Source organism: Variovorax sp. P1_G12 (genome assembly GCF_056405555.1).
The window spans coordinates 1-21348 of record NZ_JBFUBW010000055.1 but is presented as its reverse complement, the minus strand read 5'-3'; the positions used below and the strand labels follow the sequence as shown (position 1 = coordinate 21348).

The window sequence follows — 21348 nt, the reverse complement described above, 5'->3', positions numbered from 1 at the left end:
AATGCGGTTCAATGGGCCGGCGCCGGAATGGCTTCCGGCACGTCGACGAAGCGATCGATGGCAAAGGCGCCGATCGGCGTGCGGCTGCGTCCGTCGCGCACCAGTTCGGCCAGAACCTCCCCAACGGCAGGGCCGATCTGGAAGCCGGCGCCGGCAAAGCCGAAGCCGTGGAACAGGCCCGGCGTCGTGCGGCTGGGGCCGATCACAGGCTGGTGGTCGGGCAGGTAGCCTTCGGTGCCGCCCCAGGTGCGGATGAGGTGCGCATGGCGCAGCATCGGCAGCAGCTCGATCGCCTGCGTCGACAGGCTCGCGATCGTGTCGCGGTCGGAGCGTGCACGGTCGGCATCGAGCAGGCGCCCCGGTCCTCCACCGAGCACCAGATTGCCGCGTGCAACCTGGCGGCAATACACACCGCCGCCCTCGACGCCGAGGCTCCATGGCATGAAGAACGGCAGCGGCTCGGTGACGGCCATCGCAGGACTGCGTGAATACATCGGCACCGTATCGCCGAATTGCCCGGCGACCGCGTTGGCCCAGGCGCCGGCGCAATTGAGCAGCACCGGTGCCTTCACTTCCAGCCCGTTGCCCGTGCGCAGATGAAACAACTGCCCGTCGTGTTCGATCTCGTCGACGCGCGTGCGCTCGTGGATGTCGGCGCCCGCGCGCTGCGCCGCGAGCGCGAAGGCCGGGGACACGAGGCGCGGATTGGCCTGCCCGTCTTCCAGGCACAGCGAGCCGCCGACCGCCTTGCCGCCGAGCCACGGGCACCGTTCGCGCAGCCGCGCGCCTGAAAGGATGTCGATGCCGAGCGCGAAGTCGCGTGCGCTGTCGCGGTAGGCCTCCAGCGCGGCCAGATCGGCTTCGCTGCGCGCGATCTTGAAGTGGCCCGAGCGCTGGTACTCACCGTCCGTGCCGATCAGTTCCGGCAGGCGGCCCCAGATCGCATGCGCACGCTGTGCCAATGGCAACTGGCCGAGGGGCCGCCCCTGACGACGGACGCCGCCGTAGTTCACTCCGCTCGAGCGCGAGCCACAGAGATCGCGCTCCAGCAGCACCACGCGCAGCCCCATGCCGCGCAATGCCAGCGCGGCCGAACTGCCCACGATGCCGCCGCCCACGATGGCGACGTCGGTGCCGATGCGCTGCGTCATGCGGCTGCTCCTGCGTGCGACGCGCTCGATGCACGCTCCAGCTGGATGGGGATCGGCTTGATCGGCGCCTGCCCGCGGAAGCGGCCCACCTGCTGCACCGGCTGTCCGGTGGCGTGGGCGAGGATCTCGGCGGCGGCGACGCCGCACATCCGGCCCTGGCAGCGGCCCATGCCGACGCGCGTCAGTGCCTTGAGGCGGTTCATCTCGTCGGCGCCGCCGTCCGCGACGCTGCGCCGCAACTCGCCCGCCGTGACGTTCTCGCAGCGACACACCACGAGTTCGTCGGGCGCGTGCGCGGCCCAGTCGGAAGGGAAGGGAAAGGCGCGTTCGAGGCCCTCGCGAAATCCGGTGAGCCTGGCCAGCCGGTGCTGGAGCACCTCCGAACGCTGCGTGTCGATGGCCATGCCGTGATCGGCCAGCAGCGTGAGCGCGGCCAGCTCGCCCGCCCACTCGGCCGCGTCGGCACCCATGATGCCGGCGCCATCGCCCGCAAGGTACACGCCGGCGACGCTGGAGCGGCCGGCCGCATCGCGCTCGGGCAGATGCGCGCGATGCAGCGGCGCAAAGGCGAAGCGGCAGCCCAGCAGATCCGCCAGCTGGGTCTCGGACCGCAGTGCATAGCCGAAGCCGACGGCGTCGCAGTCGAGCGTGTGCTCGCGCCCGGCTTCGCTCCACACGACGGCGCGCACCCGCTCGTCGCCCTCCATGCGCAGCAGTCGCACGCCGCGCCGCACCGGCACGCCGTGCGCGCGCAGCCAGGCGACGTAATGCACCCCCTTCAGGAGTACCGCGGGCTGCCTGAGCATCGCCGGCACGGCGGCCAGCTGATCGCTGAAGCGCGCGGTATCGAGCACCGCCGCGACATCGACGCCGGCCTTCGCGTACTGCCAGGCCACCAGGTAGAGCAAGGGTCCGGTGCCCGCGAGCACCACGCGGGAGCCGATGGCGCAGCCCTGGAACTTGAGCGCCACCTGTGCACCGCCCAGCGTGTACACGCCTGGCAGCGTCCAGCCGGGCACCGGCAACACGCGATCGGTGGCACCGGTCGCGACGATGAGCTGGCCGTACGGCACGGTGCGCGTGGTCTGCGTCGGGCCGTGCAGCACGTCGAGCCCGGCGTCCTGCACGTTCCACACGAGGCTGTCGGGCCGATAGTCGATGCGGTCCTGCAGGTCGTCGATGGCCGCATGCACGGCGGTGGCACGGGCGGCCTCGCTGCCGTAGAGCGTCTCGGGCGGCCGGCTGAAATGCGCGGGTGGGCGACGGTAGATCTGGCCGCCGGCGCGCGCGGCCTCGTCGATCAGCACCGGCCGCACGCCGTGCTGCGCGAGCGTCTGCGCGGCACGGATGCCGGCCGGGCCGGCGCCGACGATCGCCGGCTGGAGCGGCGCGGTCATCGAGGCCCTCCTCCGCTCAGCAAGGCCATGCCGGGTGCGATGAAGGTCGAGCAGGCGCGAAGCCGCGCACCTTCGGCGGTGGCGATCCAGCAATCCTGGCAGGCGCCCATCAGGCAGAAGCCGGCACGCGGCTCGTGGCTGAATTCGTTGCGGCGCAGTTGCGCCCCCTGGGTCAGAACGGCGGTGAGGATGGTGTCGCCTTCGAGCGCCTGCGCCGAACGTCCGTCGAGGGTGAAGGCGACCGCGGCCCGCTTCGTTTCGGCAACCCTGCGCAGCAGCGGCTGGATGGTGTGGTGGCTCATCGGTGTCCGCCCACCAGCACGCGGTCGAGGCCGTAGAGCCTGTCGAGGACGATCATCGCGACCGCGGTGACCGCCACCATCAGCGCCGACACCGCGGCCATCAGCGGGTCGATCGACTCGGTGGCGTACATGTACATCCGCACCGGCAGCGTCACCGTGCTCGGCGAGGTGACGAAGATCGACATCGTCACTTCGTCGAAGCTGTTGATGAAGGCCAGCAGCCAGCCGCCGGTGACGCCCGGCAGGATCATCGGCAGCGTGATGCGCTTGAACACCGTGGCCTGGCTCGCGCCCAGCGACAGCGCCGCCTGCTCCGCGCTGCGGTCGAAACCGACCAGCGCCGCCACCACGAGGCGCAGCGTGTAGGGCGTGACGATCAAGGCATGCGCGAAGATCAGGAAGCCGAAGCTGCCGGTGCCGCCGACCAGCGCGAACAGGCGAAGCAGGGCGACGCCCAGCACCAGGTGCGGAATGATCAGCGGCGAGAGGAACAGGCCGTTGAGGAAGTCGCGCCCTGGAAATTCGTAGCGCGTGATCGCCAGGCCGGCAGGCACCGCGACCAGCGTGGCGAGGGTGGCCGACGCAAGGCCGAGCCGCAGGCTGTTCCAGAAGGACTGCATGAAATCCGGGTGCGCGAACACCGCCTCGAACCAGCGCAAGGAAAACTCGGTGGTCGGCAGCGTGAGCGTGTTTTCGGGCGTGAAGGCGACCACGCAGACGACCACCAGGGGCGCCAGCATGAAGGCGATGACAAGCGCGTTGAACGCGAGGGCGAAGGGTCCGTTCCTGCTCATGGTCAACCCAGCGCCTTCTTGTAGCGGCCTTCGACGAGGCGGTTGTAGCTCAGCATCACCACCAGGTTGGCGACCAGCAGCACCAGCGCGATCGCAGCGCCGAGCGGCCAGTTGAGTTCATGCAGGTATTCGTCGTAGACGATGGTCGCGACCATCTTCAGCCGGCGCCCGCCGAGCAGGCCCGGGATGGCGAAGGAACTGGCCGAGAGACCGAACACGATCAGGCTGCCCGAGAGGATGCCGGGCATCACCTGCGGCAGCACCACGCGCCGAAGCGTGGTCAAGGGGGAGGCGCCCAGCGACAGCGCGGCGTTCTCGACGCCGGCGTCGAGTTTCTGCAGCGAGGTCCACACCGGGATCACCATGAAGGGCAGCATCACGTGCACGAGGGCGATCACGATGGCCGTCTCGGTGTAGAGCATCTTGATCGGGCCGATGCCGACGATGCCGAGCAGGCCGTTCACCAGGCCTTCGGGCCCGAGCAGCATGCTCCAGCCGAAGGCACGCACCACGACCGAAACCATCAGCGGTGCCAGCACCACCAGCAGCAGGATCGAGCGCCACGGATTGCGCATCCGGCTCAGTACGTAGGCCTCGGGCGTACCGATGAGGACGCAGATCACGGCGACCAGCGCCGAGATCCAGAAGGTCCGCCAGAAGATGCCGTAGTAGTAGGAGTCGGTGAAGAGATGAACGTAGTGATCGAGCGTGAACTCGCCGGCCCTCGGCCCGGTCGCGGCATCGTAGACGTTGAAGGACAGCACGGCTGTCAGCAGCAACGGCACCAGCAGCAGCGCAGTGAAGAGCAGCAGCGCGGGCGTGGACAGCCACCACGCCGTGGCCCTCCTTGCGATACCGGTCATGCAACCGCCCTCTGCGCCATGGCCGCCTCGTCGGCAGGCAGCAGGCGCGTGCAGTGCCCCGGCCAGTCCACGCCGACCGTCGCGCCTTCGTCGAGCGCGTCGCGGCCATCGTTGGGGCTGAGCACCATCAGGTCGCCGACCCGTGTCGCCACGCGGTAGAGCCACTGGCTGCCCAGGAAGAAGCGCTCGCCGACCGTGCCGTCGAGCCGGCCGGAGCCGCTTGCGGTGAACTGGATCTTCTCGGGCCGCACGCTCATCAGCACGGCGGCGCCGGGGCGGAAGCCCGTGTCGTCGACATCGACCGCCAGCGGGCCGACCTCGACGCGCGTGCGCGTGCCGGCCGAGGACACGCGGCCTTCGAGCAGGTTCGCCTTGCCGACGAAGGTCGAGATGAAACGGGTGCGCGGATGCTCGTAGCAGCGATGCGGAGGGTCGATCTGGGTCGCGCGGCCGCCTTCCATCACGACGACACGGTCGCTGATGGACATCGCCTCGCTCTGGTCGTGGGTGACCATGATGGTGGTGGTGCCGACCTTGCGCTGGATCTGGCGCAGCTCGAACTGCATCTCTTCGCGCAGCTTGGCGTCGAGGTTGGACAGCGGCTCGTCGAGCAGCAGCACCGGCGGCTCGATCACCAGCGCACGGGCGAGCGCGATGCGCTGGCGCTGGCCACCCGACAGCTGGCGCGGATAGCGATCGGCATGCATCTCGAGGTGCACCAGCGAGAGCGCCTGCGCCACGCGCTCGCGGCGCTCGGCCTTGGGCATCTTGCGCATCTCCAGGCCGAAGCTCACGTTGTCGGCCACCGTCATGTGCGGGAACAGCGCGTAGGTCTGGAACACGATGCCGAGGCCACGGGTGTTGGCCTTGGCATGGGTGATGTCCTTGCCGTCGAGCTCGATGCGGCCGCTGCTGACGGCCTCGAAGCCCGCGACCATCTGCAACGTGGTCGTCTTGCCGCAGCCCGACGGCCCGAGCAGGGACACGAACTCGCCCTTCTCGACGGACAGGTTGATGGCCGACACGGCGCAGGTCGCGCCATAGAACTTGGTCACGCCGGTGAGCTGAAGAAACGACATCCATGGGCCTTTCATTGCATTCGAGGCAGCGACGGGCTCGGCTGGCAACGCGCACTGCTTCGGCACGCTGCGAGAACCGAATTCCCGCTGCTTTCGTAGTGAATCTATTGCAATAACCGAACCATGAATCCACGGGTATTCCATTAAACGGAACTTTTCTACCTTTTATTCCATTCAATGAAACTCTTGAGATAAACTGCCACCAAGATATTCCGCAGGAACAAGGTATGACGACGTCCCCGGCCGCCACTGGCGGCGTGCCCCGCGTGTTTTCGGTGATCCGTGCGCTGGCCGACGCGCAGGCCGACGGTGCGCGGGTGACGCAAGTCGCACGAAATGTGGGCCTGACCCAGGCCACCACGCACCGTTTGCTGCAGTCGCTGATCGGCGAAGGCATGGTCGAGCAGGACGAGCGCAGCAAGCTCTACCGGCTGAGCACCGATTTCTTCGCGCTGGCCGCGAAGGCGGGCAATCCCGGCAACCTGCGAGCGCTGTGCCGCCCGGTCCTGCTGCGCCTGTGCGCGAGCCTCGGCGACAGCATCTTCCTGCTGGTGCGCAGCGGCTTCGAGGCGGTCTGCCTGGACCGCAGCGAGGGCCCGTTTCCGATCCGCTCCTTCACGGGCGACGTCGGCGGCCGCGTGGCCTTGGGCGTCGGCCAGGGGGCACTGGCGATCCTCGCCTTCCTGCCGCAGGAAGAACGCGAGGAGGTCATCCGCTTCAATCTGGCACGGGTGCGCGAGTACGGCGTCTACGACGAGGTCTATCTGCGCACCGAGATCGAACGGGTCCGCCAGACAGGCTTCGCTGCCCGCAACAGCGGGCTGCTGGAGGGCATGGCCGGCGTCGCCGTGCCGATCCTCGATCGCGAAGGCCGCGCGGTGGCGGCGCTGGCCGTCGGCACCATCGCCGACCGGCTCAACCCCGACCGCCTGCCGACCGTGGTCGAGTTGCTCAAGCGCGAAGCGGCGGCGATCGGACCGAAGATCAATCCCTTCGATGCCACGTTGCGAAGGCCCGCACAAAGCCTGGCGAGTTCGCCTGCGACGCAGCGCATCGAAAGTGCGCCGGCCGGGTCGAACCCATGACGCCGGTCGTTCCGCGCGTACTGCTGGTCAATTCAGGAGGAGAAGCCGCAGTCGCCGAATGGCGGGCGCATCTGCAAAGCTTCGCGCCGCATATCGCCGTGCATTGGTGGGACGATCCGTCGGTCTCTGCGGACCGGGTCGACTACGCACTGGTCTGGCAGCCGGAGCCGGGGCGTCTGGCCGCCTTGCCGAACCTGCGACTGGTGCTCAGCGCGGGCGCCGGCGTGGACCACATCACCGCCGATCCCGAATGGCCCCGGCAGGTTCCGCTGATCCGCTCGATACCGCCGGAGACCGCACAACGCATGGGCGAATACGTCGCCATGGCGGCACTGGCGCTGCTGCGCAACCTGAAGCGCCTGGTGCGGCAACAGGATGTCCGTGAGTGGACCGCCTTCGAGGCGGAGCGCAGCGCGCCCGACACCTGCGTCGGCATCCTGGGACTGGGTGCCCTGGGTGTGCGATCCGCGCAGATGGTGAGCGCCCTCGGCTTCCGGACGATCGGGTGGTCGCGCACCGCCAAGACCCTCGAAGGCGTCGCGTGCTACGCGGGGCCCGGCGAACTGGATGCGTTCCTGGCGCGCTCCGACATCCTGGTCTGCCTGCTTCCCGCCACCCCGCAAACCGAAGGCATCCTGAACGCGCAGCTGCTGGCCCGCCTGCCGAAAGGTGCCGGGCTGATCCACGCCGGGCGCGGGTCGCAGCTGCACCTGGACGCGCTCGTCGCCGCACTCGATTCAGCCCAGCTGGGCGGAGCCTTCGTCGACGTCTTTGCCGAGGAACCATTGGCGACAGATCATCCGGCCTGGTCGCACCCCGGGATCTTCGTCACCCCGCACATTGCCGCGACGGTCACGCGACGCATGCGCGCCAGGTTCTTCGCGCAGCAGATCGCAGCCTTCGAAAAAGGCGAGCCCGTCGAGGGGCGCTTCGATCCGGCGCGCGGGTATTGAGGGGAGGCCTTCACCTGGCCGCAGGCGCCCCATGCGCCTGCGCGACGATCCAGTCGCGAAAGGCCTGCACCAGCGGTGCTTCGGCACGCGACTCCGGATAGACGAGGTAGTACGCGTCGGAGCTCGTGAGGGCTTGCGGAAAAAGGACCACGAGTTCGCCCGCTTCGATCTCCGCTTCGACCAGGAAGCTGGGCAGCAGCGCGGCGCCGAGGCTCGATACGGCGGCCTGCGCGATCATCGCGAACTGCTCGAAGCGCGGCCCGCGCAGCGCCGGCACGCCCGCCGCGCCGACCTGCGCGAACCATTCGGCCCATTGGGTGGGTCGCGTGCTTTGCTGCAGCAACACGACCGCGCCGAGGTCCGCCACGGACCGGATGCCATGCGCACGCTGAAAGGCGGGGCTGCAGACAGGGACCGTGCGCTCGTGCATCAGATATTCGCATCGGGCCCCGGCCCAGTGCGGGGCGCCGAAGTGGATGGCTGCGTCGAAGGGCTCCTGCGAAAAATCGAAGGGCTCGGAACGCGCAGCGAAGTTGACCGTCACCTGCGGATGCCGGCCCGTGAAGTCGCCCAGCCGCGGAATCAGCCAACGCGTGCCCAGGGTCGGCAGCACCGCGAGGTTGAGCAGCCCACCGCCGCCGGACAGCGCCATGGCCTTTTGCGTGGCGCCCGAGAACTGTTGAAGCGCGGCGCGCACGTCCGCCGCGTAGACACGCCCCACGTCCGTCAGGACGACCCGCTGGCGCACCCGGTGGAACAGCGCGAGCCCCAGCTGTTGCTCGAGCTGGCGAATCTGGCGCGATACCGCGCTTTGCGTGAGATGCAGCTCGTCCGCCGCGCGCGAGATGCTCGCGTGGCGCGAGGCGGCCTCGAAAGCGAGCAGGTCGGCCATGGGCGGCAGGAAGGTCTTGTGGAACATGTCATGCAACGGGGGAATGATCATCTCGCAGGCTGGCGGCCTCATCGCCCTGGCTAGCGACGACCACCCCCAGCGAAGTGATGGAAGCCTACTTCATTCTCAATACTCATCAAGTTCTTCCGATTTTTCACTATGCAAGCGATGCGGATTCGCCGACATTGCATCCACAAATCCATCGCCCGAGAGTTCCTCATGTCAGACGCCCCCGCCTCCACCGCCCGGCCCATCCCCGCCCAGGTCGATCAACTGCTGCAACGCCTCGGCGTGCCGAAGTCGGCGTATGCCGACGGCGAACTCGCCGTGCGCTCGCCGATCAGCGGCGAGACGATCGCCCATGTGCGACAGACCTCGACGGCCGAAGCCAAGGCCGCGATCGGCCGCGCCCATGCCGCGTACCTCGCGTGGCGCCTGGTGCCCGGACCGCGCCGCGGCGAACTGGTGCGCCTGCTGGGCGAAGAACTGCGCGCGGCCAAGGCCGACCTCGGCCTGCTCGTGACGCTCGAGGTGGGCAAGGTGCCGTCCGAAGGCGCGGGCGAGGTGCAGGAGATGATCGACATCTGCGACTTCGCGGTCGGCCTGTCGCGCCAGCTCTACGGGCTGACGATCGCGACCGAGCGCCCCGAGCACCGCATGATGGAAACCTGGCACCCGCTGGGCGTGGTCGGCGTGATCTCCGCCTTCAACTTCCCGGTGGCCGTGTGGTCATGGAATGCGGCGCTGGCGCTGGTGTGCGGCGATTCGGTGGTGTGGAAGCCCTCCGAAAAGACACCCCTGACCGCGCTCGCCACGCACGCCATCGCGCAGCGCGCGCTCGCCCGCTTCGGCGATGCGCCCGAGGGCCTGCTCGAACTGCTGGTCGGGCAGCGCGACATCGGCGAACTGCTGGTCGACGACCCGCGCGTGCCGGTGCTGTCGGCCACCGGCTCGACGGCGATGGGACGCCAGGTCGGCCCCAGGCTGGCCGCCCGCTTCGCGCGCGCCATTCTCGAACTCGGCGGCAACAACGCGGCCATCGTCACGCCCTCGGCGGACCTCGGCCTCGCGCTGCGCGGCATCGCCTTCGCCGCCATGGGCACGGCCGGCCAGCGCTGCACCACGCTGCGCCGGCTGTTCGTGCACGACAGCATCTACGACGCGCTGGTGCCCAGGCTGGCGAAGGTCTACGGCCAGGTGAAGGTCGGAGACCCGCGCGTCTCCGGCACGCTGGTCGGGCCGCTGATCGACGGCGCCGCATTCGACGGCATGCAGAAGGCGCTGGCGGAGAGCCGCGCGGCGGGCGCGACCGTCCATGGCGGCGATCGCGTGGCCGGCATCGGCGGCGATGCCGCGTACTACGCGCGGCCCGCGCTGGTCGAGCTGCCGGCGCACGCCGGTCCGGCGCTGCGCGAGACCTTCGCGCCGATCCTCTACGTCGTGCGCTACAGCAGCTTCGAGCAGGCCATCGAGTGGCACAACGCGGTGGGCGCCGGCCTGTCGTCCTCGATCTTCACGCTCGACATGCGCGAGGCCGAGCGCTTCATGTCGAGCGCCGGATCCGACTGCGGCATCGCCAATGTCAACATCGGCCCGAGCGGCGCGGAGATCGGCGGCGCCTTCGGTGGCGAGAAGGAAACCGGCGGCGGCCGCGAGGCGGGCTCCGACGCATGGAAGGCCTACATGCGCCGCGCCACCAACACCATCAACTACTCGACCGCGCTGCCGCTCGCGCAGGGCGTGACCTTCGACATCGGGGACTGAGCGTGAGGGCCACCGCCACCCTGGCGCACGATGCGGCGCCAGCGCCAGCGTTCGCGCCGTCACAACGACTGCGCGCGATCGGCGTGTCCGAGATCCTGCGCATCACCGACCATGCGAATGCGCTGCGGCGCGCCGGGCGTCCGGTGATCGTGCTGGGTGCGGGCGAACCCGACTTCGACACGCCCGAGAACATCCGTGCGGCGGCCGCGCGGGCCATCGCGCGCGGCGAGACGCGCTACACCGTGCTCGACGGCAGCCACGCGATGAAGGCCGCGGTGCGCCACAAGTTCCAGCGCGACAACGCGCTGGACTTTGCCCTCGACGAGATCAGCGTGAGCGCCGGCGCCAAGCAGGTGATCTTCAACGCGCTGATGGCCAGCCTGGAGCCGGGCGACGAAGTGATCCTGCCGGCGCCCTACTGGACCTCCTATGCCGACATCGTGCAGATCTGCGGCGGCGTGCCGGTGGTGCTGCCTTGCAGCGAGGGGCACGGTTTCCGTCTCGAGGCCGGACAGCTCGACGCCGCGATCACGCCGCGCACGCGCTGGGTCTTCCTGAACTCGCCGTCCAACCCGAGCGGCACGGCCTACAGCGCGGCGCAGCTGCAATCTCTCACCGAGGTGCTGCTGCGCCATCCGCAGGTCTGGGTGCTGGCCGACGACATCTACGAGCACATCCTCTACGACGGCCTTGCCTTCGCGACCCCGGCTGCCGTGGAACCACGGCTGCGCGAGCGCACGCTGACCGTCAATGGCGTCTCCAAGGCCTATGCGATGACCGGATGGCGCATCGGCTACGGCGCCGGTCCGCGCGACCTGATTGCAGCCATGGCCGTCGTGCAGAGCCAGTCGACGTCATGCCCGTCCTCGGTCAGCCAGGCCGCCGCGATCGAGGCATTGACCGGATCGCAGGACTTCATCGCCGCGCGCTGCGCCGATTTCCAGGCACGCAGGGATTTCGTCGTGAATGCGCTCAACGTCATACCCGGCCTGCACTGCCGCAGGCCCGAGGGCGCGTTCTACACCTACGCCAGTTGCGCCGGCGTGCTCGGTCGCTCCACGCGACGCGGCATGCAGCTTCAGACAGACGCCGACTTCTGCCGCTATCTGCTGCAGGACTTCGAGGTGGCCGTCGTGCCCGGCAGCGTGTTCGGGCTGGCACCGTACTTCCGCATCTCCTACGCCACCTCGATGGATCAGCTGCAGGAGGCCTGCGCGCGCATTGCGGCGGCCTGCGCGGCGCTCCAGTGACAGCCTCTCCCGGATTGGAAATTCCCATGACATCCCTTCGCACCGGCGGCCAGATCCTGGTCGACCAGCTCATCGTGCATGGCGTGCAGCAGCTCTTCTGCGTACCCGGCGAGAGCTTTCTCGCCGTGCTCGACGCCCTCCACGATGCGTCCATCGCCGTCACCGTCTGCCGCCAGGAAGGTGGCGCAGCGATGATGGCCGAGGCCCAGGGGAAACTCACCGGCCGCCCCGGCATCTGTTTCGTCACGCGCGGTCCCGGCGCCACCAATGCGGCCGCCGGCGTGCACATCGCGCACCAGGACTCGACACCGCTGCTGCTCTTCGTGGGCCAGGTGGCGCGCGACGCACTGGGGCGCGAAGCCTTTCAGGAACTCGACTACGGCGCCGTATTCGGCACCATGGCCAAGTGGGTCGTCGAGGTCGACGACCCGAAGCGACTGCCCGAGCTGGTTTCGCGCGCCTTCCACGTCGCCACCTCCGGCCGCCCCGGCCCGGTGGTCATCGCGCTGCCCGAAGACATGCTGACCGAGGCCGCAGCCGTCGCCGACGCGCAACCGTACGCGGTGACGGAAACCCATCCGGGCGCGGCCCAGATGGCCGAGCTGACGCAACGTCTGGCCGCGGCGGAACGCCCCGTCATGGTGTTGGGTGGCAGTCGCTGGTCGGAAGTCGCGACGCGGCAGATCACGGCCTTCGCCGAGGCCTTTTCTCTGCCGGTGTACTGCTCGTTCCGCCGACAGATGCTGTTCAGCGCCGAGCACCCCTGCTATGCCGGCGATCTCGGCCTGGGCGTCAATCCTGCAGTGCTGGCGCGCATCCGCGCGGCCGACCTGGTCCTGCTCGTCGGCGGGCGCCTGTCCGAGGTGCCGTCACAGAGCTACGAGCTGCTCGGCATCCCGACGCCCCGACAGGCGCTGGTGCACGTGCATGCCGACGCCGACGAGCTCGGCAAGCTGTACCGAGCGACGCAGGCCATCCACGCCACGCCGCAGGCCTTTGCCGAGGCCGCCGCCACACTGCGCCCCGCCGCTGCGCCGACCTGGCAGGCCGAGGCCGCCGAGGCGCGCGCGGCGTTCCTGGCCTGGAGCGATCCGGCGCCGATCCGCATCCCGGGCCCCTTGCAGATGGGCGAGGTGATGACGCATCTGCGCGAGGTGCTGCCGGCCGACACCATCTTCTGCAACGGGGCCGGAAACTTCGCCACCTGGGTGCACCGCTTCTGGCCGTTTCGCGCCTTCGCCAGCCAGCTGGCGCCGACCAGCGGCTCCATGGGTTACGGCCTGCCGGCCGGCGTGGGCGCCAAGCGGCTGTGGCCCGAACGCGAGGTGCTGGTGTTCGCCGGCGACGGCGACTTCCTGATGCATGGCCAGGAATTCGCGACCGCCGTGCAGTACGGCCTGCCGATCATCGTGGTGCTGCTCGACAACGCCATGTACGGCACGATCCGCATGCACCAGGAGAAGCACTACCCGGGGCGCGTCAGCGCCACGCAGTTGAAGAACCCGGACTTCCGGGGCTATGCGGAGGTGTTCGGCGGCCATGGCGAACGCGTCACGTCCACGGCGGAGTTCGCACCGGCACTCGCGCGCGCACGGGCCAGCGGCAAACCCGCGATCCTGCATTGCCTGCTCGACCCGGAAGCGATCACCCCGACCAACACGTTGCAGGGTCTTCGAGCGGCGGCGCAAGGCGGCGGCTCCAGCGCCAATGTTCCGAGCGGCCGAACGCTTGGCACTAACGCCTCTTCTTGGACAGTTTGACAATGCGATTGCCTGCAAGCCCCAGTGCAGCCCGAGCGAGTGCATCAGCTTCTCTGTTGCGATGGCGCGGTATCCACATCAGGGTTGCCTGGTCGAACGAATTGAGCAGTGCTCGCGCTTCATCGAACAAGGAAGCAAGCCGGGCAATCGGCTTTGCCGTGCTGCTGCCGACCTGTTCGACAACGACACTGTTGTCGCAGTGAATGAGCAGCGCGCCCGCCCCACGCAATTTCAGTTCCTGAAGCGTTGCCAGCAATGCTCTCAGCTCCGCCTCGTTATTGCAGCCGTTCTCATGCGACGCTTCCGAAAGCGTGTGGCGCGTTCCATCAGGCTCGGTAAACACCGCCCCTAGCCCGATACGACCGGGGTTGGGCACGGCGCTGCCGTCGCAGTAGGCAACCCAAGGGTTCATGTGCAATATCCGCTGTTGGTTGCAGATTCCGGCGGTTGGACGCATTCCGCCTCTCCCTGCCGCGCGCGAGGCCCCGCGACACGCCAGCCTCGCCGCCCTTCCCCCGCTTACCTCCCTTGCCTGGTGTCGCACATCGGCGGGCAGCAGTTGCGCGGGCCGAGGGGCCGCCGGCCGCTGGACCAGCGCGTGGTGAGGACAGCGGCGAATTCAAGTCTACCTGGCGCCTTGGTTCGAGAGCCGCTGGGGGTTGTCCGCACTACACACGCAAGCCTCAACGAGGCCCGGCACGCCCGCGCATCGACCGCCAGATGCTCGCGGCCAAGGCCAGTACAAGGCAGAATCCCCGCAGAATTGCGATCCTCGTTCCACTTCCAACCCATTTGCTCAGGCTTTGCACGCCGTACCAGGACCACTGCGACCCATGCAATTCAAATGGATGGAAGATTTCATCGCGCTGGCGCAGACGCGCAGCTTCACCCGCGCCGCCGAGCTTCGCCACGTCACGCACCCCGCCTTCGGTCGCCGCATCCGCGCGCTGGAGTCGTGGGCCGGCACGGCGCTGGTGGAGCGCGGCAGCAGCCCGGTCACGCTGACGGCAGCGGGCGAGAGCTTCCTCGAGAACGCCAGCCAGACGGTGCGCAGCGTCGAAGGTTCGCGCGAAGAGATGCAGAACGTGGCCGGCCGGCAGGCCCGCACGGTAACGGTGGCCACCGGCCGTACCTTGGCGCGCACGGTCATGGCCGACTGGCTGGTGCGGGCGCAGCCCGTGCTGCGCCACGGTGAAGTCCGCATCCTGACCACTTCACTGGCAGGGACGGTCCGGATGCTGGAGAACAACGAGGCGGACTTCTCGCTGATCTATCATCATTCGGCCCTCACCTTCCGGCTCGATGCCCGGCAGTTCACCCACGTGACGGTGGCATCCGACAAGCTGGTGCCGGTGTCGCGCGCCGATGCACAGGGCGGCGCGATGCACGCCTTTGGCGGCGCCGACGAGGTGCCTTTCCTGGCCTATGCCCGGACGCTGGCAATGGGCCGCCTGGTGGAAGACCATCTCGCGAACAACCCGCAGGCGCCGCGCCTTCGGCGTTGCATCGAATGCGATTCGGCGGATGCGCTGTACGAATATGTGCTCAGGGGTTTGGGCGTGGCGTGGTTGCCCTGGTCCATGGTGCAGGGAGACTGCAAGTCCGGCCGCCTGGTGCTGCCGGGAGGACGTCGCATGGAAGTGCGCTTCGAGGTTCGCCTGTACCGCCCCAAACGCCGTCTGGGCCCGCTGGCCGAGGACATGTGGCGCGCCATTGCCTTGCGCTGATCCGTTGCACAAATCAGCACTGGATCGTGCCGTGACGGCACCAGGAAGGAACGAGGGTCCGCGCAAAATCCTCGGGTCCACCCAACCTTGAGGCCACCATGCGTCTGCCCCGCGCTTTCTCCTTTTATCTTGCCGTGGCCGCGTGCGGCCTTGCCTGGACGGCAGCCGGTCCGGCCTCCGCGCAGGTCGCGGCCTACCCCAGCAAGGCCATCACCCTCGTGGTGGCTTATCCGCCGGGCGGCTCGACCGACCTGACCGGACGAGCGCTGGGCGTCGAGCTTTCCCATCGGCTCGGCGTGCCGGTGATCATCGACAACGTCGGGGGCGCCGGCGGCGCGATCGGCGCGCAAAAGGTCGCCAACGCAGCGCCCGATGGCTACACGCTCCTGGTGGGGGCCAACAACGAAGTGGCCATCAACAAGCTGATCAACGCCAACGTCCGGTACGAACCCAAGGACTTCACCCCCATCGGCCTGATCGCCTCCCAGCCGCTGGTGCTGGTGGCGGCCCCGGCGGCGGGCGTGAAGAACACCGGCGAATTCCTCGCCCTGCTGAAGAAGAACCCCGGCAAATACAGCTACGGCAGTTCCGGCGTGGGCACCTCGCTGAACCTGGCCGGCGAGATGGTCAAGCAACAGGGCGGCGTCTTCATGACCCACGTGCCCTATCGTGGCGTGGCGCCGCTGACCAGCGACCTGCTGGGCGGCAACATCGATTTCGGCGTGTTCGTGCTCTCCAGCGCCTTGCCCCATATCCGCAGCGGCAAGCTGGTGGCGCTGGGCACCACCGAGGCCAAGCGTTCGGCCATCACGCCCGATCTGCCCGCACTCAGCGAAACCCCGAGCCTGAAGGACCTGGACATCGGAGTCTGGTTCGTGCTGATGGGGCCGGCCAGGTTGCCGGAGCCGGTGCTGGCCCGGCTGAAGACAGCGCTGAACGAGACCCTGCAGTCCCCCGACTTTCGCAAGAAGATGGAAGCCACCAGTTCGACCGTGGCAACTTCGGCGGTGGACGTGAACCAGTTTCTCGTCGCCGAAACCGCCAAGTACAAGAACATCGTCAAGTTCGCCAACATCAAGGAATGAGCGTGCCCGCGTTGTCGTTTCAACTTCCCGCCCCCGACATCACCGCCTGGCGTGCCGGCAACACCGGCGTCGAGGGCGTCTGGCGCTTCGAGGCCGACCAGCCCGGTCGGCACGTGATGATCAGCGCGCTCGTGCACGGCAACGAACTGTGCGGCGCATGGGCGCTCAAGGGGCTGCTGGAAGCCGGGGTGCGCCCGCAGCGCGGCCGCCTCACGCTGGCGTTCTGCAACCTGGAGGCCTTCGACCGCTTCGATCCGGCCAGCCACGATGCCTCGCGCTTTGTCGACGAGGACCTCAACCGCCAATGGTTGCCCGAACGCATCGAGGCCGGCGATACGCGGGAGCGGCGGCGCGCGGCGCAACTGCAGGTGCACGTGGCACAGGCAGATTGGCTGCTGGACCTGCATTCGATGCACGAGCCCTCCGCGCCGCTGTCGCTCACCGGCATCCAGCCGCGCAACCTGCGGTTGGCGCAGCAGATGCGCAGCCCCGAGCATGTGGTCATCGATGCGGGCCACAAGGACGGCGTGYGCATGCGCGACTTCGGCCGCTTCGGCGCGCCCGATGCCGAGAGCGACGCCTGTGCGCTGCTTGTCGAGTGCGGCTTCCATGGCGATCCGGCCAGTCGCACCGTGGCGCAGGACCAGTGCGCGCGCTTCCTGCGGGTGGCCGGCACGCTGGACGATGCCGCCATCGCGCAATGGCTGCCCGGCTGGGTGCAGCCTGACGCGCCACGCCAATGGGCCCTCGACGTGACCGGGCCGGTGGTGGCGCGCAGCGAGGCATTTCGCTTTGCGCAGCCCTTCACCGGCCTGGAAGTGATCGAACGCGCGGGCACCGTGATCGGCTGGAACGACGGCGAGCCCGTGGTCACGCCGTATGACGACTGCGTGCTCGTCATGCCCTCGACGCGCCAGGCGAAGCCGGGCGTGACGGTGGTCCGCTTCGCCCGTCGACGACTGCTCTGACGGGTGCGGCAAGGTTCGACACTTGGCCGCTCGCTCTTTCAAAGTCGGCCGGGTCGGGGCATCACATCCAACGGCCGCTTCCGGGCAGTTTCGGCGTCCGCTGTAGGCCCGGACTTCAACTGCCCGCCGGCGCCGCTTACGCCCTGCTGCCGAACTAACGACGCTCGCAGCCTGGGCCGCTGTCCGGCGGCGGCGGCGCTACGTTCGCGGGCACTCCGCCCACGGACATGACTTCGCCATCGGAAGCGCTCCGGGCCCGGGCTCGATCTCTGGTGGCGGAAATGCTTCTCCGTGGCGGCTCAACCCTGCGTCCACTTGGTGCGTATCCATGCTTCTCAAGGGGTATTTATCTTGTCGCGCGCCTGGATCACACTACGTGTCGGCGGGCGCAAAGCGCGCATTTCCCATCCACCAGCTTTAGAGGCCAGCCATGAACGACACGAGGTTCCGGTTTGGGCACGGACGGCGTTCGCTCGCCTCTGCGGTGTTGCCTGTTGCGGCCGCGCTGATCTGCATGGTCGCCCCAACCGCGCGCGCCGAGGGCCTGTTGACGCCGTTCTCGACCGCTCCGGGTCCACAGGCGCCCGCGCCGTGGCGCTTCGCGACCTTGCCCAACAAGGCGCCGACGAAGTTCGAAATCACGCAGCTCGATGGCCAGAAGGTGCTGAAGGTCGATGCCGACCAGTCCTACGGCAACCTGGTCCATCCCACGCGGGTTCAGCTCAATGACGAGGCCACGCTGGCCTGGCGCTGGAAGGTCGAGCAATTCGTGACCGGCGCCGATCTGCACACCAAGAGCGGCGACGACGGCGCGGCCAAGCTCTGTGTCTACTTCGACTTCCCGGCCAACCGACTGTCGTTGGGCGAGCGCACCAAGCTCGCAGTGGGGAGCACCACGACCGGTGAATCGGTGCCCACCCAAACCCTTTGCTACGTCTGGGACGCCAAGGAAAGCAAGGACAGCGAATTCGATAACGCCTTCACCAAGCGCATACGCATGGACGTCATTGAATCAGGCGCGACTGACAAGGCCGGCGGCTGGCTGACCGAGCGCCGCAACCTGCTGCCCGATTACAAGCGAGCCTTCGGCGCTGAGGCCGGGGATACATTGCCGGACGTGGTGGGGGTCGCGATCCAAGCCGACGCGGACAACACGAAGTCTCGCGGGATCTCCTATTTTTCCGACGTCGACCTGCGCGGCGCACCCGCTGTAAAACCCGCGCAATAGCGGCCCTTCATCGCCTGTTGCGGCCATTGGAGCTTCGGTGGCCCGGAGCGGACAAACACGTTCTATCGCCGCAGAATGTTTCCATCGCCTTCTAACAATCGCCGCGCTGCTCGCCGGCGCCTCGCTAGTTCCGTCGTGGGCTCTCGCCCATGACGCGGGGTTGCCTTCATCGCCCGCTCCTCAGGCCGTCAGCGTCTTGCGGAAGCCGATCGACAGCCGGTTCCAGGTGTTGATCACGCCGATGGCCAGCGTCAGGTTCACGCGCTCGGCTTCGCTGAAGTGGTCGCTCAGTGCTGCGTAGTCGGCATCGGGCGCACGGCTGGTGGCAATCTCGGTCACGGCCTCCGTCCAGGCCAGCGCGGCGCGCTCGCGCGGCGTGAAGAAGGGTGTTTCGCGCCACACCGCGACGGCGTAGAGGCGGCGCTCGCTCTCGCCCTTCTTGCGCAGGTCGCTCGAATGCAGATCGACGCAGAACGCGCAACCGTTGATCTGCGAGGCCCGCAGCTTGATGAGGTCGAGCAGCGCCGGCTCGAGGCCGAGCTTGCCGACGGCGACCTCGAGCGCGATCAGCGCCTTCATGGCATCGGGCGAGGCTTTGTAAAAATCGAGACGTTGTTCCATGGTGCAGCTCCGGGATGGGTTGTGAGGATGGATCGATGGTAAGAAACGCCGCTGCCTTTACCGGCGGCCAATCCGGATCATTTGAAGGAGGCCAATTGCATGGAGCTGCATATCGTCATCGAGGGGGACAAGGACCTGGTCGGCCAGTTGTGCCGGCAGCTCGGGGACGGCATTCGCAGCGGCCGGCTGGCCGCCGGAGAGAAGCTGCCACCCAGCCGCCTGCTGGCTGAGCAGCTCGGCGTGTCGCGCAAGACCGTGGCCGAGGCCTACGCGCGGCTCACCTTCGACCGCTTGCTGGTCGGCCGCGTCGGCAGCGGCACCTTCGTGGCCGACGACGTGCGGCCGCGGGCGGCGCCGCATACCGATGGCGGCTTCGCCGGTGCGGCCGTCGCGGCGCGCTGGCGCAGCATGGACACGCCGCTGCGGCACCCGGCGCCGGACGGCAACTCGCGCTTCGAATACATCGGCGGCGCGCCAGCGCGCAGTCTGTTCCCGCACGCGGAGTGGCGTCGCTGCGTTCTGCATGCGCTGCGCCAGGGCGCCCGCTCGCGCGGGCTCTACGGCCCGGTAGAGGGGCTGCCGGCGCTGCGCGACGCGATCGCGCGCCATGCAGCCTTCGCGCGCGGCGTGCGCTGCGGCGTCGACGACATCATCGTCACCAACGGCGCGCAGCAGGCGCTCGACCTGGTGGCGCGCGTTTTGGTCGAGCCCGGCTGCACGGTGGCGGTGGAGGAGCCGGGCTACCCGCCCGCCCGGCTTCTGTTCAGCGCCCAGGGTGCCGAGGTGGTTGGCATCCCGGTCGACGCGGAAGGCCTGTGCGTAGAGCGGATCCCCGACGGCACGCGCCTGGTCTACGTGACGCCGGCGCACCAGTTTCCGCTCGGCATGCCGATGAGCCTGCGTCGCCGCGAGGCATTGCTCGCGCGGGCCCACGAGCTCGGCGCCATCGTCATCGAGGACGACTACGACAGCGAATACCGCTACGAAGGCCGCCCTACCGATTCCCTCCAAAGCATGGACACGCGCGGTACGGTGGCCTTCGTCGGCACCTTCTCGAAGACGCTGTCACCCGAATTGCGGCTGGGCTACCTGATCGCGCCGCAGCCGATCCTGCAGGCCGTGTGCATCGCCAAGCACCTGAGCGACTGGCACACCTCGACGCCGGCTCAGTGGGCGCTGGCCAAGTTCATCGTCGACGGTGAACTGAACAAGCACATCCGGCGCAGCCATGCGGTGTACGCCGAGCGGCGCGCGCGCATCATCGCCCGTTTCGAGGGAGACCTGTCGCCGTGGTTCGAGCTCGTTCCGGCCACCGCGGGCATTCACCTGGCTGCCTTGTGCCGCAAGCCAGTCGACATAGAGATGCTGCTGCGCCTCGCACGCCGCGTGGATGTGGGCCTCTATTCCCTTGAGCCCTTCTTCCATTTCGATGCGCCGCTGCAAGGACTGATGTTCGGCTACGGCGCGATCGATACCGGCGACATCGATCCTTCGCTCGACCGCCTGCGCGACATCCTGCTGCAGATGGATTGATAGGATCGTGACCAGCCCAAGGCGCGACGTAGCTGCCGAAACTCGAGCGGGCAATCTTGCCGCCGAATCTTCAACTCGATCTGATCAACCACCAGCTTGCCCAGAGACATCGCCTTGAATGACTGGTTAGACATCACAGTACCGGCCATTGCAAGACAACGCCGTAGATGTGAACAAGCCCGATGACAAGACATATTCCAGAGGACACAAGCCAGAAGACCCGAGAGTTTTCGGGAAAGGCAGGCTTGAGAAGTGGAAATGCGACTGCGCGGGACAAGTACACCGCACTGATGGCGATGAGTACGAACTTTACAAGTGGCAAGCCACCAATGACGCCAGCTCCTGCCAACGCGTAAGCAGCCCAAATCAGGAGCACAGCTGCGACGGCCAGAGTGACGAGAGTGGGTCGAAGTTTTCGAGCCTCCACGGCGCGCGCCATCTTCTCGCCTGCGCCCATGAAGCGATACGCAGGCGCACCCAAGAGGATGCAGGCTAGGTGAGCAACTGCAGCTGCGGCGCTGAGTGCCGCACCTATGACGAGCGCTTGAGCTCCGGAAATGACCATGGCGAATTCTGTGAGGCCCAACGTTGTAGGGAGACAGGCGCGTCCTTCAACACAGGGCCTTGCGAAGGACTGCTGTTGGCTGCAGATTCAACCGATCGATGCAACGATCTGACTGAACATCTCAGCCGGTGTTTGGAAGTCGAGAGTCTTCCTGGGTCGCTCGTTCAACCTGCGCGCCAACGCGTTGAGCTTGGCTTGTGAGTAGGTCGAGACATCGATGCCCTTGGGAAGGTACTGCCTCAGCAGGCCATTCGTATTCTCGTTGGTTCCGCGCTGCCACGGGTTCTGAGGGTCGCAGAAGTACACCTTGATGTGATGTCGGTCGCCAAGG

Annotated in this window: 21 protein-coding genes; 10 read left to right on the top strand and 11 right to left on the bottom strand. The window is 68.0% G+C overall.

Annotated elements, in window-relative coordinates; all coding sequences use genetic code 11:
* Positions 1–8 precede the first annotated feature (8 nt).
* The 6 genes from AC1D2O_RS35450 to AC1D2O_RS35425 are packed head-to-tail and all read right to left on the bottom strand — an operon-like array spanning position 9 to position 5586.
* On the bottom strand, positions 9–1151 hold the full coding sequence (locus tag AC1D2O_RS35450; RefSeq protein WP_478087003.1) for an NAD(P)/FAD-dependent oxidoreductase: 1143 nt from the start codon (positions 1149–1151) through the stop codon (positions 9–11).
* On the bottom strand, positions 1148–2548 hold the full coding sequence (locus AC1D2O_RS35445; protein ID WP_478087001.1) for an FAD/NAD(P)-dependent oxidoreductase: 1401 nt from the start codon (positions 2546–2548) through the stop codon (positions 1148–1150). The genes AC1D2O_RS35450 and AC1D2O_RS35445 overlap by 4 nt, the downstream gene beginning before the upstream one ends.
* Positions 2545–2850, bottom strand: coding sequence for a (2Fe-2S)-binding protein (locus AC1D2O_RS35440; protein ID WP_478086999.1), 306 nt, complete (start codon positions 2848–2850; stop codon positions 2545–2547). The genes AC1D2O_RS35445 and AC1D2O_RS35440 overlap by 4 nt, the downstream gene beginning before the upstream one ends.
* The gene (locus tag AC1D2O_RS35435) at positions 2847–3644 is read right to left on the bottom strand and encodes an ABC transporter permease (protein WP_478086997.1); all 798 of its coding nucleotides are present in this window, start codon (positions 3642–3644) and stop codon (positions 2847–2849) included. The genes AC1D2O_RS35440 and AC1D2O_RS35435 overlap by 4 nt, the downstream gene beginning before the upstream one ends.
* A gap of 2 nt (positions 3645–3646) precedes the next feature.
* Complete coding sequence (locus AC1D2O_RS35430; protein WP_478086995.1) at positions 3647–4507, bottom strand: ABC transporter permease; 861 nt, start codon at positions 4505–4507, stop codon at positions 3647–3649.
* On the bottom strand, positions 4504–5586 hold the full coding sequence (locus AC1D2O_RS35425) for an ABC transporter ATP-binding protein (RefSeq protein WP_478086993.1): 1083 nt from the start codon (positions 5584–5586) through the stop codon (positions 4504–4506). The genes AC1D2O_RS35430 and AC1D2O_RS35425 overlap by 4 nt, the downstream gene beginning before the upstream one ends.
* 227 nt (positions 5587–5813) lie before the next feature.
* Here AC1D2O_RS35425 and AC1D2O_RS35420 point away from each other — a divergent pair, with 227 nt between their 5' ends.
* Both AC1D2O_RS35420 and AC1D2O_RS35415 read left to right on the top strand, forming a co-directional pair.
* Positions 5814–6671, top strand: a complete 858-nt coding sequence (locus AC1D2O_RS35420) for an IclR family transcriptional regulator (RefSeq protein WP_478086991.1) — start codon at positions 5814–5816, stop codon at positions 6669–6671.
* Positions 6668–7624 (top strand): 2-hydroxyacid dehydrogenase, encoded by a 957-nt coding sequence (locus AC1D2O_RS35415; RefSeq protein WP_478086989.1) that lies wholly within the window; start codon positions 6668–6670, stop codon positions 7622–7624. The genes AC1D2O_RS35420 and AC1D2O_RS35415 overlap by 4 nt, the downstream gene beginning before the upstream one ends.
* Positions 7625–7634: 10 nt before the next feature.
* Here AC1D2O_RS35415 and AC1D2O_RS35410 read toward each other — a convergent pair whose 3' ends face one another.
* Positions 7635–8543 carry a LysR family transcriptional regulator gene (locus AC1D2O_RS35410; protein ID WP_478086987.1) on the bottom strand — a complete coding sequence of 303 codons (909 nt, stop codon included), beginning with the start codon at positions 8541–8543 and terminating at the stop codon, positions 7635–7637.
* Between the two features lie 192 nt (positions 8544–8735).
* Between AC1D2O_RS35410 and amaB the strand changes: the two genes are divergently transcribed.
* Genes amaB through AC1D2O_RS35395 form a run of 3 tightly spaced genes read left to right on the top strand, consistent with a single transcriptional unit; the run spans position 8736 to position 13290 of the window.
* Positions 8736–10280: an L-piperidine-6-carboxylate dehydrogenase gene (gene amaB / locus AC1D2O_RS35405; protein ID WP_478086985.1), complete on the top strand. Its 1545-nt coding sequence runs from the start codon at positions 8736–8738 to the stop codon at positions 10278–10280.
* A 2-nt stretch (positions 10281–10282) separates the two neighbouring features.
* On the top strand, positions 10283–11530 hold the full coding sequence (locus tag AC1D2O_RS35400; RefSeq protein ID WP_478086983.1) for a pyridoxal phosphate-dependent aminotransferase: 1248 nt from the start codon (positions 10283–10285) through the stop codon (positions 11528–11530).
* 26 nt (positions 11531–11556) lie between these two features.
* Positions 11557–13290, top strand: coding sequence for a thiamine pyrophosphate-binding protein (locus AC1D2O_RS35395; RefSeq protein ID WP_478158729.1), 1734 nt, complete (start codon positions 11557–11559; stop codon positions 13288–13290).
* Here the strand turns inward: AC1D2O_RS35395 and AC1D2O_RS35390 are convergent.
* A complete protein-coding gene (locus tag AC1D2O_RS35390) occupies positions 13265–13747 on the bottom strand; it encodes a ribonuclease HI family protein (RefSeq protein ID WP_478086981.1) in 483 nt (160 codons plus the stop codon). The genes AC1D2O_RS35395 and AC1D2O_RS35390 overlap by 26 nt on opposite strands.
* A 376-nt stretch (positions 13748–14123) precedes the next feature.
* Between AC1D2O_RS35390 and AC1D2O_RS35385 the strand changes: the two genes are divergently transcribed.
* The 4 genes from AC1D2O_RS35385 to AC1D2O_RS35370 all read left to right on the top strand — a co-directional run bounded on the left by AC1D2O_RS35385 (position 14124) and on the right by AC1D2O_RS35370 (position 18298).
* On the top strand, positions 14124–15017 hold the full coding sequence (locus AC1D2O_RS35385) for a LysR family transcriptional regulator (RefSeq protein WP_478086979.1): 894 nt from the start codon (positions 14124–14126) through the stop codon (positions 15015–15017).
* 98 nt (positions 15018–15115) lie between these two features.
* Complete coding sequence (locus AC1D2O_RS35380) at positions 15116–16102, top strand: Bug family tripartite tricarboxylate transporter substrate binding protein (protein WP_478086978.1); 987 nt, start codon at positions 15116–15118, stop codon at positions 16100–16102.
* Positions 16099–17070 (top strand): M14 family metallopeptidase, encoded by a 972-nt coding sequence (locus AC1D2O_RS35375; protein WP_478158728.1) that lies wholly within the window; start codon positions 16099–16101, stop codon positions 17068–17070. The genes AC1D2O_RS35380 and AC1D2O_RS35375 overlap by 4 nt, the downstream gene beginning before the upstream one ends.
* Before the next feature lie 430 nt (positions 17071–17500).
* Positions 17501–18298 carry a DUF3047 domain-containing protein gene (locus AC1D2O_RS35370; protein WP_478086976.1) on the top strand — a complete coding sequence of 266 codons (798 nt, stop codon included), beginning with the start codon at positions 17501–17503 and terminating at the stop codon, positions 18296–18298.
* 180 nt (positions 18299–18478) lie between these two features.
* On the opposite strand, the gene AC1D2O_RS35365 is transcribed toward AC1D2O_RS35370, so the two are convergent.
* A complete protein-coding gene (locus tag AC1D2O_RS35365) occupies positions 18479–18919 on the bottom strand; it encodes a carboxymuconolactone decarboxylase family protein (protein ID WP_478086974.1) in 441 nt (146 codons plus the stop codon).
* 99 nt (positions 18920–19018) lie between these two features.
* Here AC1D2O_RS35365 and pdxR point away from each other — a divergent pair, with 99 nt between their 5' ends.
* Entirely contained in the window at positions 19019–20452 is a 1434-nt protein-coding gene (pdxR, locus tag AC1D2O_RS35360) for a MocR-like pyridoxine biosynthesis transcription factor PdxR (protein WP_478086973.1), read from the top strand.
* A gap of 133 nt (positions 20453–20585) precedes the next feature.
* Here the strand turns inward: pdxR and AC1D2O_RS35355 are convergent, their stop codons facing one another.
* Both AC1D2O_RS35355 and AC1D2O_RS35350 read right to left on the bottom strand, forming a co-directional pair.
* A complete protein-coding gene (locus tag AC1D2O_RS35355) occupies positions 20586–21017 on the bottom strand; it encodes a hypothetical protein (protein WP_478158727.1) in 432 nt (143 codons plus the stop codon).
* Positions 21018–21104: 87 nt separating this feature from the next.
* Positions 21105–21348: IS30 family transposase (locus AC1D2O_RS35350; RefSeq protein ID WP_478158726.1), on the bottom strand; the 244-nt coding region annotated here is incomplete at its 5' end.

Bases quoted from the DNA above. Each gene is read 5' to 3' on its own strand.
- AC1D2O_RS35450 (WP_478087003.1), bottom strand. From the start codon at position 1,151: ATGACGCAGCGCATCGGCACCGACGTCGCCATCGTGGGCGGCGGCATC.
- AC1D2O_RS35445 (WP_478087001.1), bottom strand. From the start codon at position 2,548: ATGACCGCGCCGCTCCAGCCGGCGATCGTCGGCGCCGGCCCGGCCGGC.
- AC1D2O_RS35440 (WP_478086999.1), bottom strand. From the start codon at position 2,850: ATGAGCCACCACACCATCCAGCCGCTGCTGCGCAGGGTTGCCGAAACG.
- AC1D2O_RS35435 (WP_478086997.1), bottom strand. From the start codon at position 3,644: ATGAGCAGGAACGGACCCTTCGCCCTCGCGTTCAACGCGCTTGTCATC.
- AC1D2O_RS35430 (WP_478086995.1), bottom strand. From the start codon at position 4,507: ATGACCGGTATCGCAAGGAGGGCCACGGCGTGGTGGCTGTCCACGCCC.
- AC1D2O_RS35425 (WP_478086993.1), bottom strand. From the start codon at position 5,586: ATGTCGTTTCTTCAGCTCACCGGCGTGACCAAGTTCTATGGCGCGACC.
- AC1D2O_RS35420 (WP_478086991.1), top strand. From the start codon at position 5,814: ATGACGACGTCCCCGGCCGCCACTGGCGGCGTGCCCCGCGTGTTTTCG.
- AC1D2O_RS35415 (WP_478086989.1), top strand. From the start codon at position 6,668: ATGACGCCGGTCGTTCCGCGCGTACTGCTGGTCAATTCAGGAGGAGAA.
- AC1D2O_RS35410 (WP_478086987.1), bottom strand. From the start codon at position 8,543: ATGTTCCACAAGACCTTCCTGCCGCCCATGGCCGACCTGCTCGCTTTC.
- amaB (WP_478086985.1), top strand. From the start codon at position 8,736: ATGTCAGACGCCCCCGCCTCCACCGCCCGGCCCATCCCCGCCCAGGTC.
- AC1D2O_RS35395 (WP_478158729.1), top strand. From the start codon at position 11,557: ATGACATCCCTTCGCACCGGCGGCCAGATCCTGGTCGACCAGCTCATC.
- AC1D2O_RS35390 (WP_478086981.1), bottom strand. From the start codon at position 13,747: ATGCGTCCAACCGCCGGAATCTGCAACCAACAGCGGATATTGCACATG.
- AC1D2O_RS35385 (WP_478086979.1), top strand. From the start codon at position 14,124: ATGCAATTCAAATGGATGGAAGATTTCATCGCGCTGGCGCAGACGCGC.
- AC1D2O_RS35380 (WP_478086978.1), top strand. From the start codon at position 15,116: ATGCGTCTGCCCCGCGCTTTCTCCTTTTATCTTGCCGTGGCCGCGTGC.
- AC1D2O_RS35370 (WP_478086976.1), top strand. From the start codon at position 17,501: ATGAACGACACGAGGTTCCGGTTTGGGCACGGACGGCGTTCGCTCGCC.
- AC1D2O_RS35365 (WP_478086974.1), bottom strand. From the start codon at position 18,919: ATGGAACAACGTCTCGATTTTTACAAAGCCTCGCCCGATGCCATGAAG.
- pdxR (WP_478086973.1), top strand. From the start codon at position 19,019: ATGGAGCTGCATATCGTCATCGAGGGGGACAAGGACCTGGTCGGCCAG.
- AC1D2O_RS35355 (WP_478158727.1), bottom strand. From the start codon at position 21,017: ATGGTCATTTCCGGAGCTCAAGCGCTCGTCATAGGTGCGGCACTCAGC.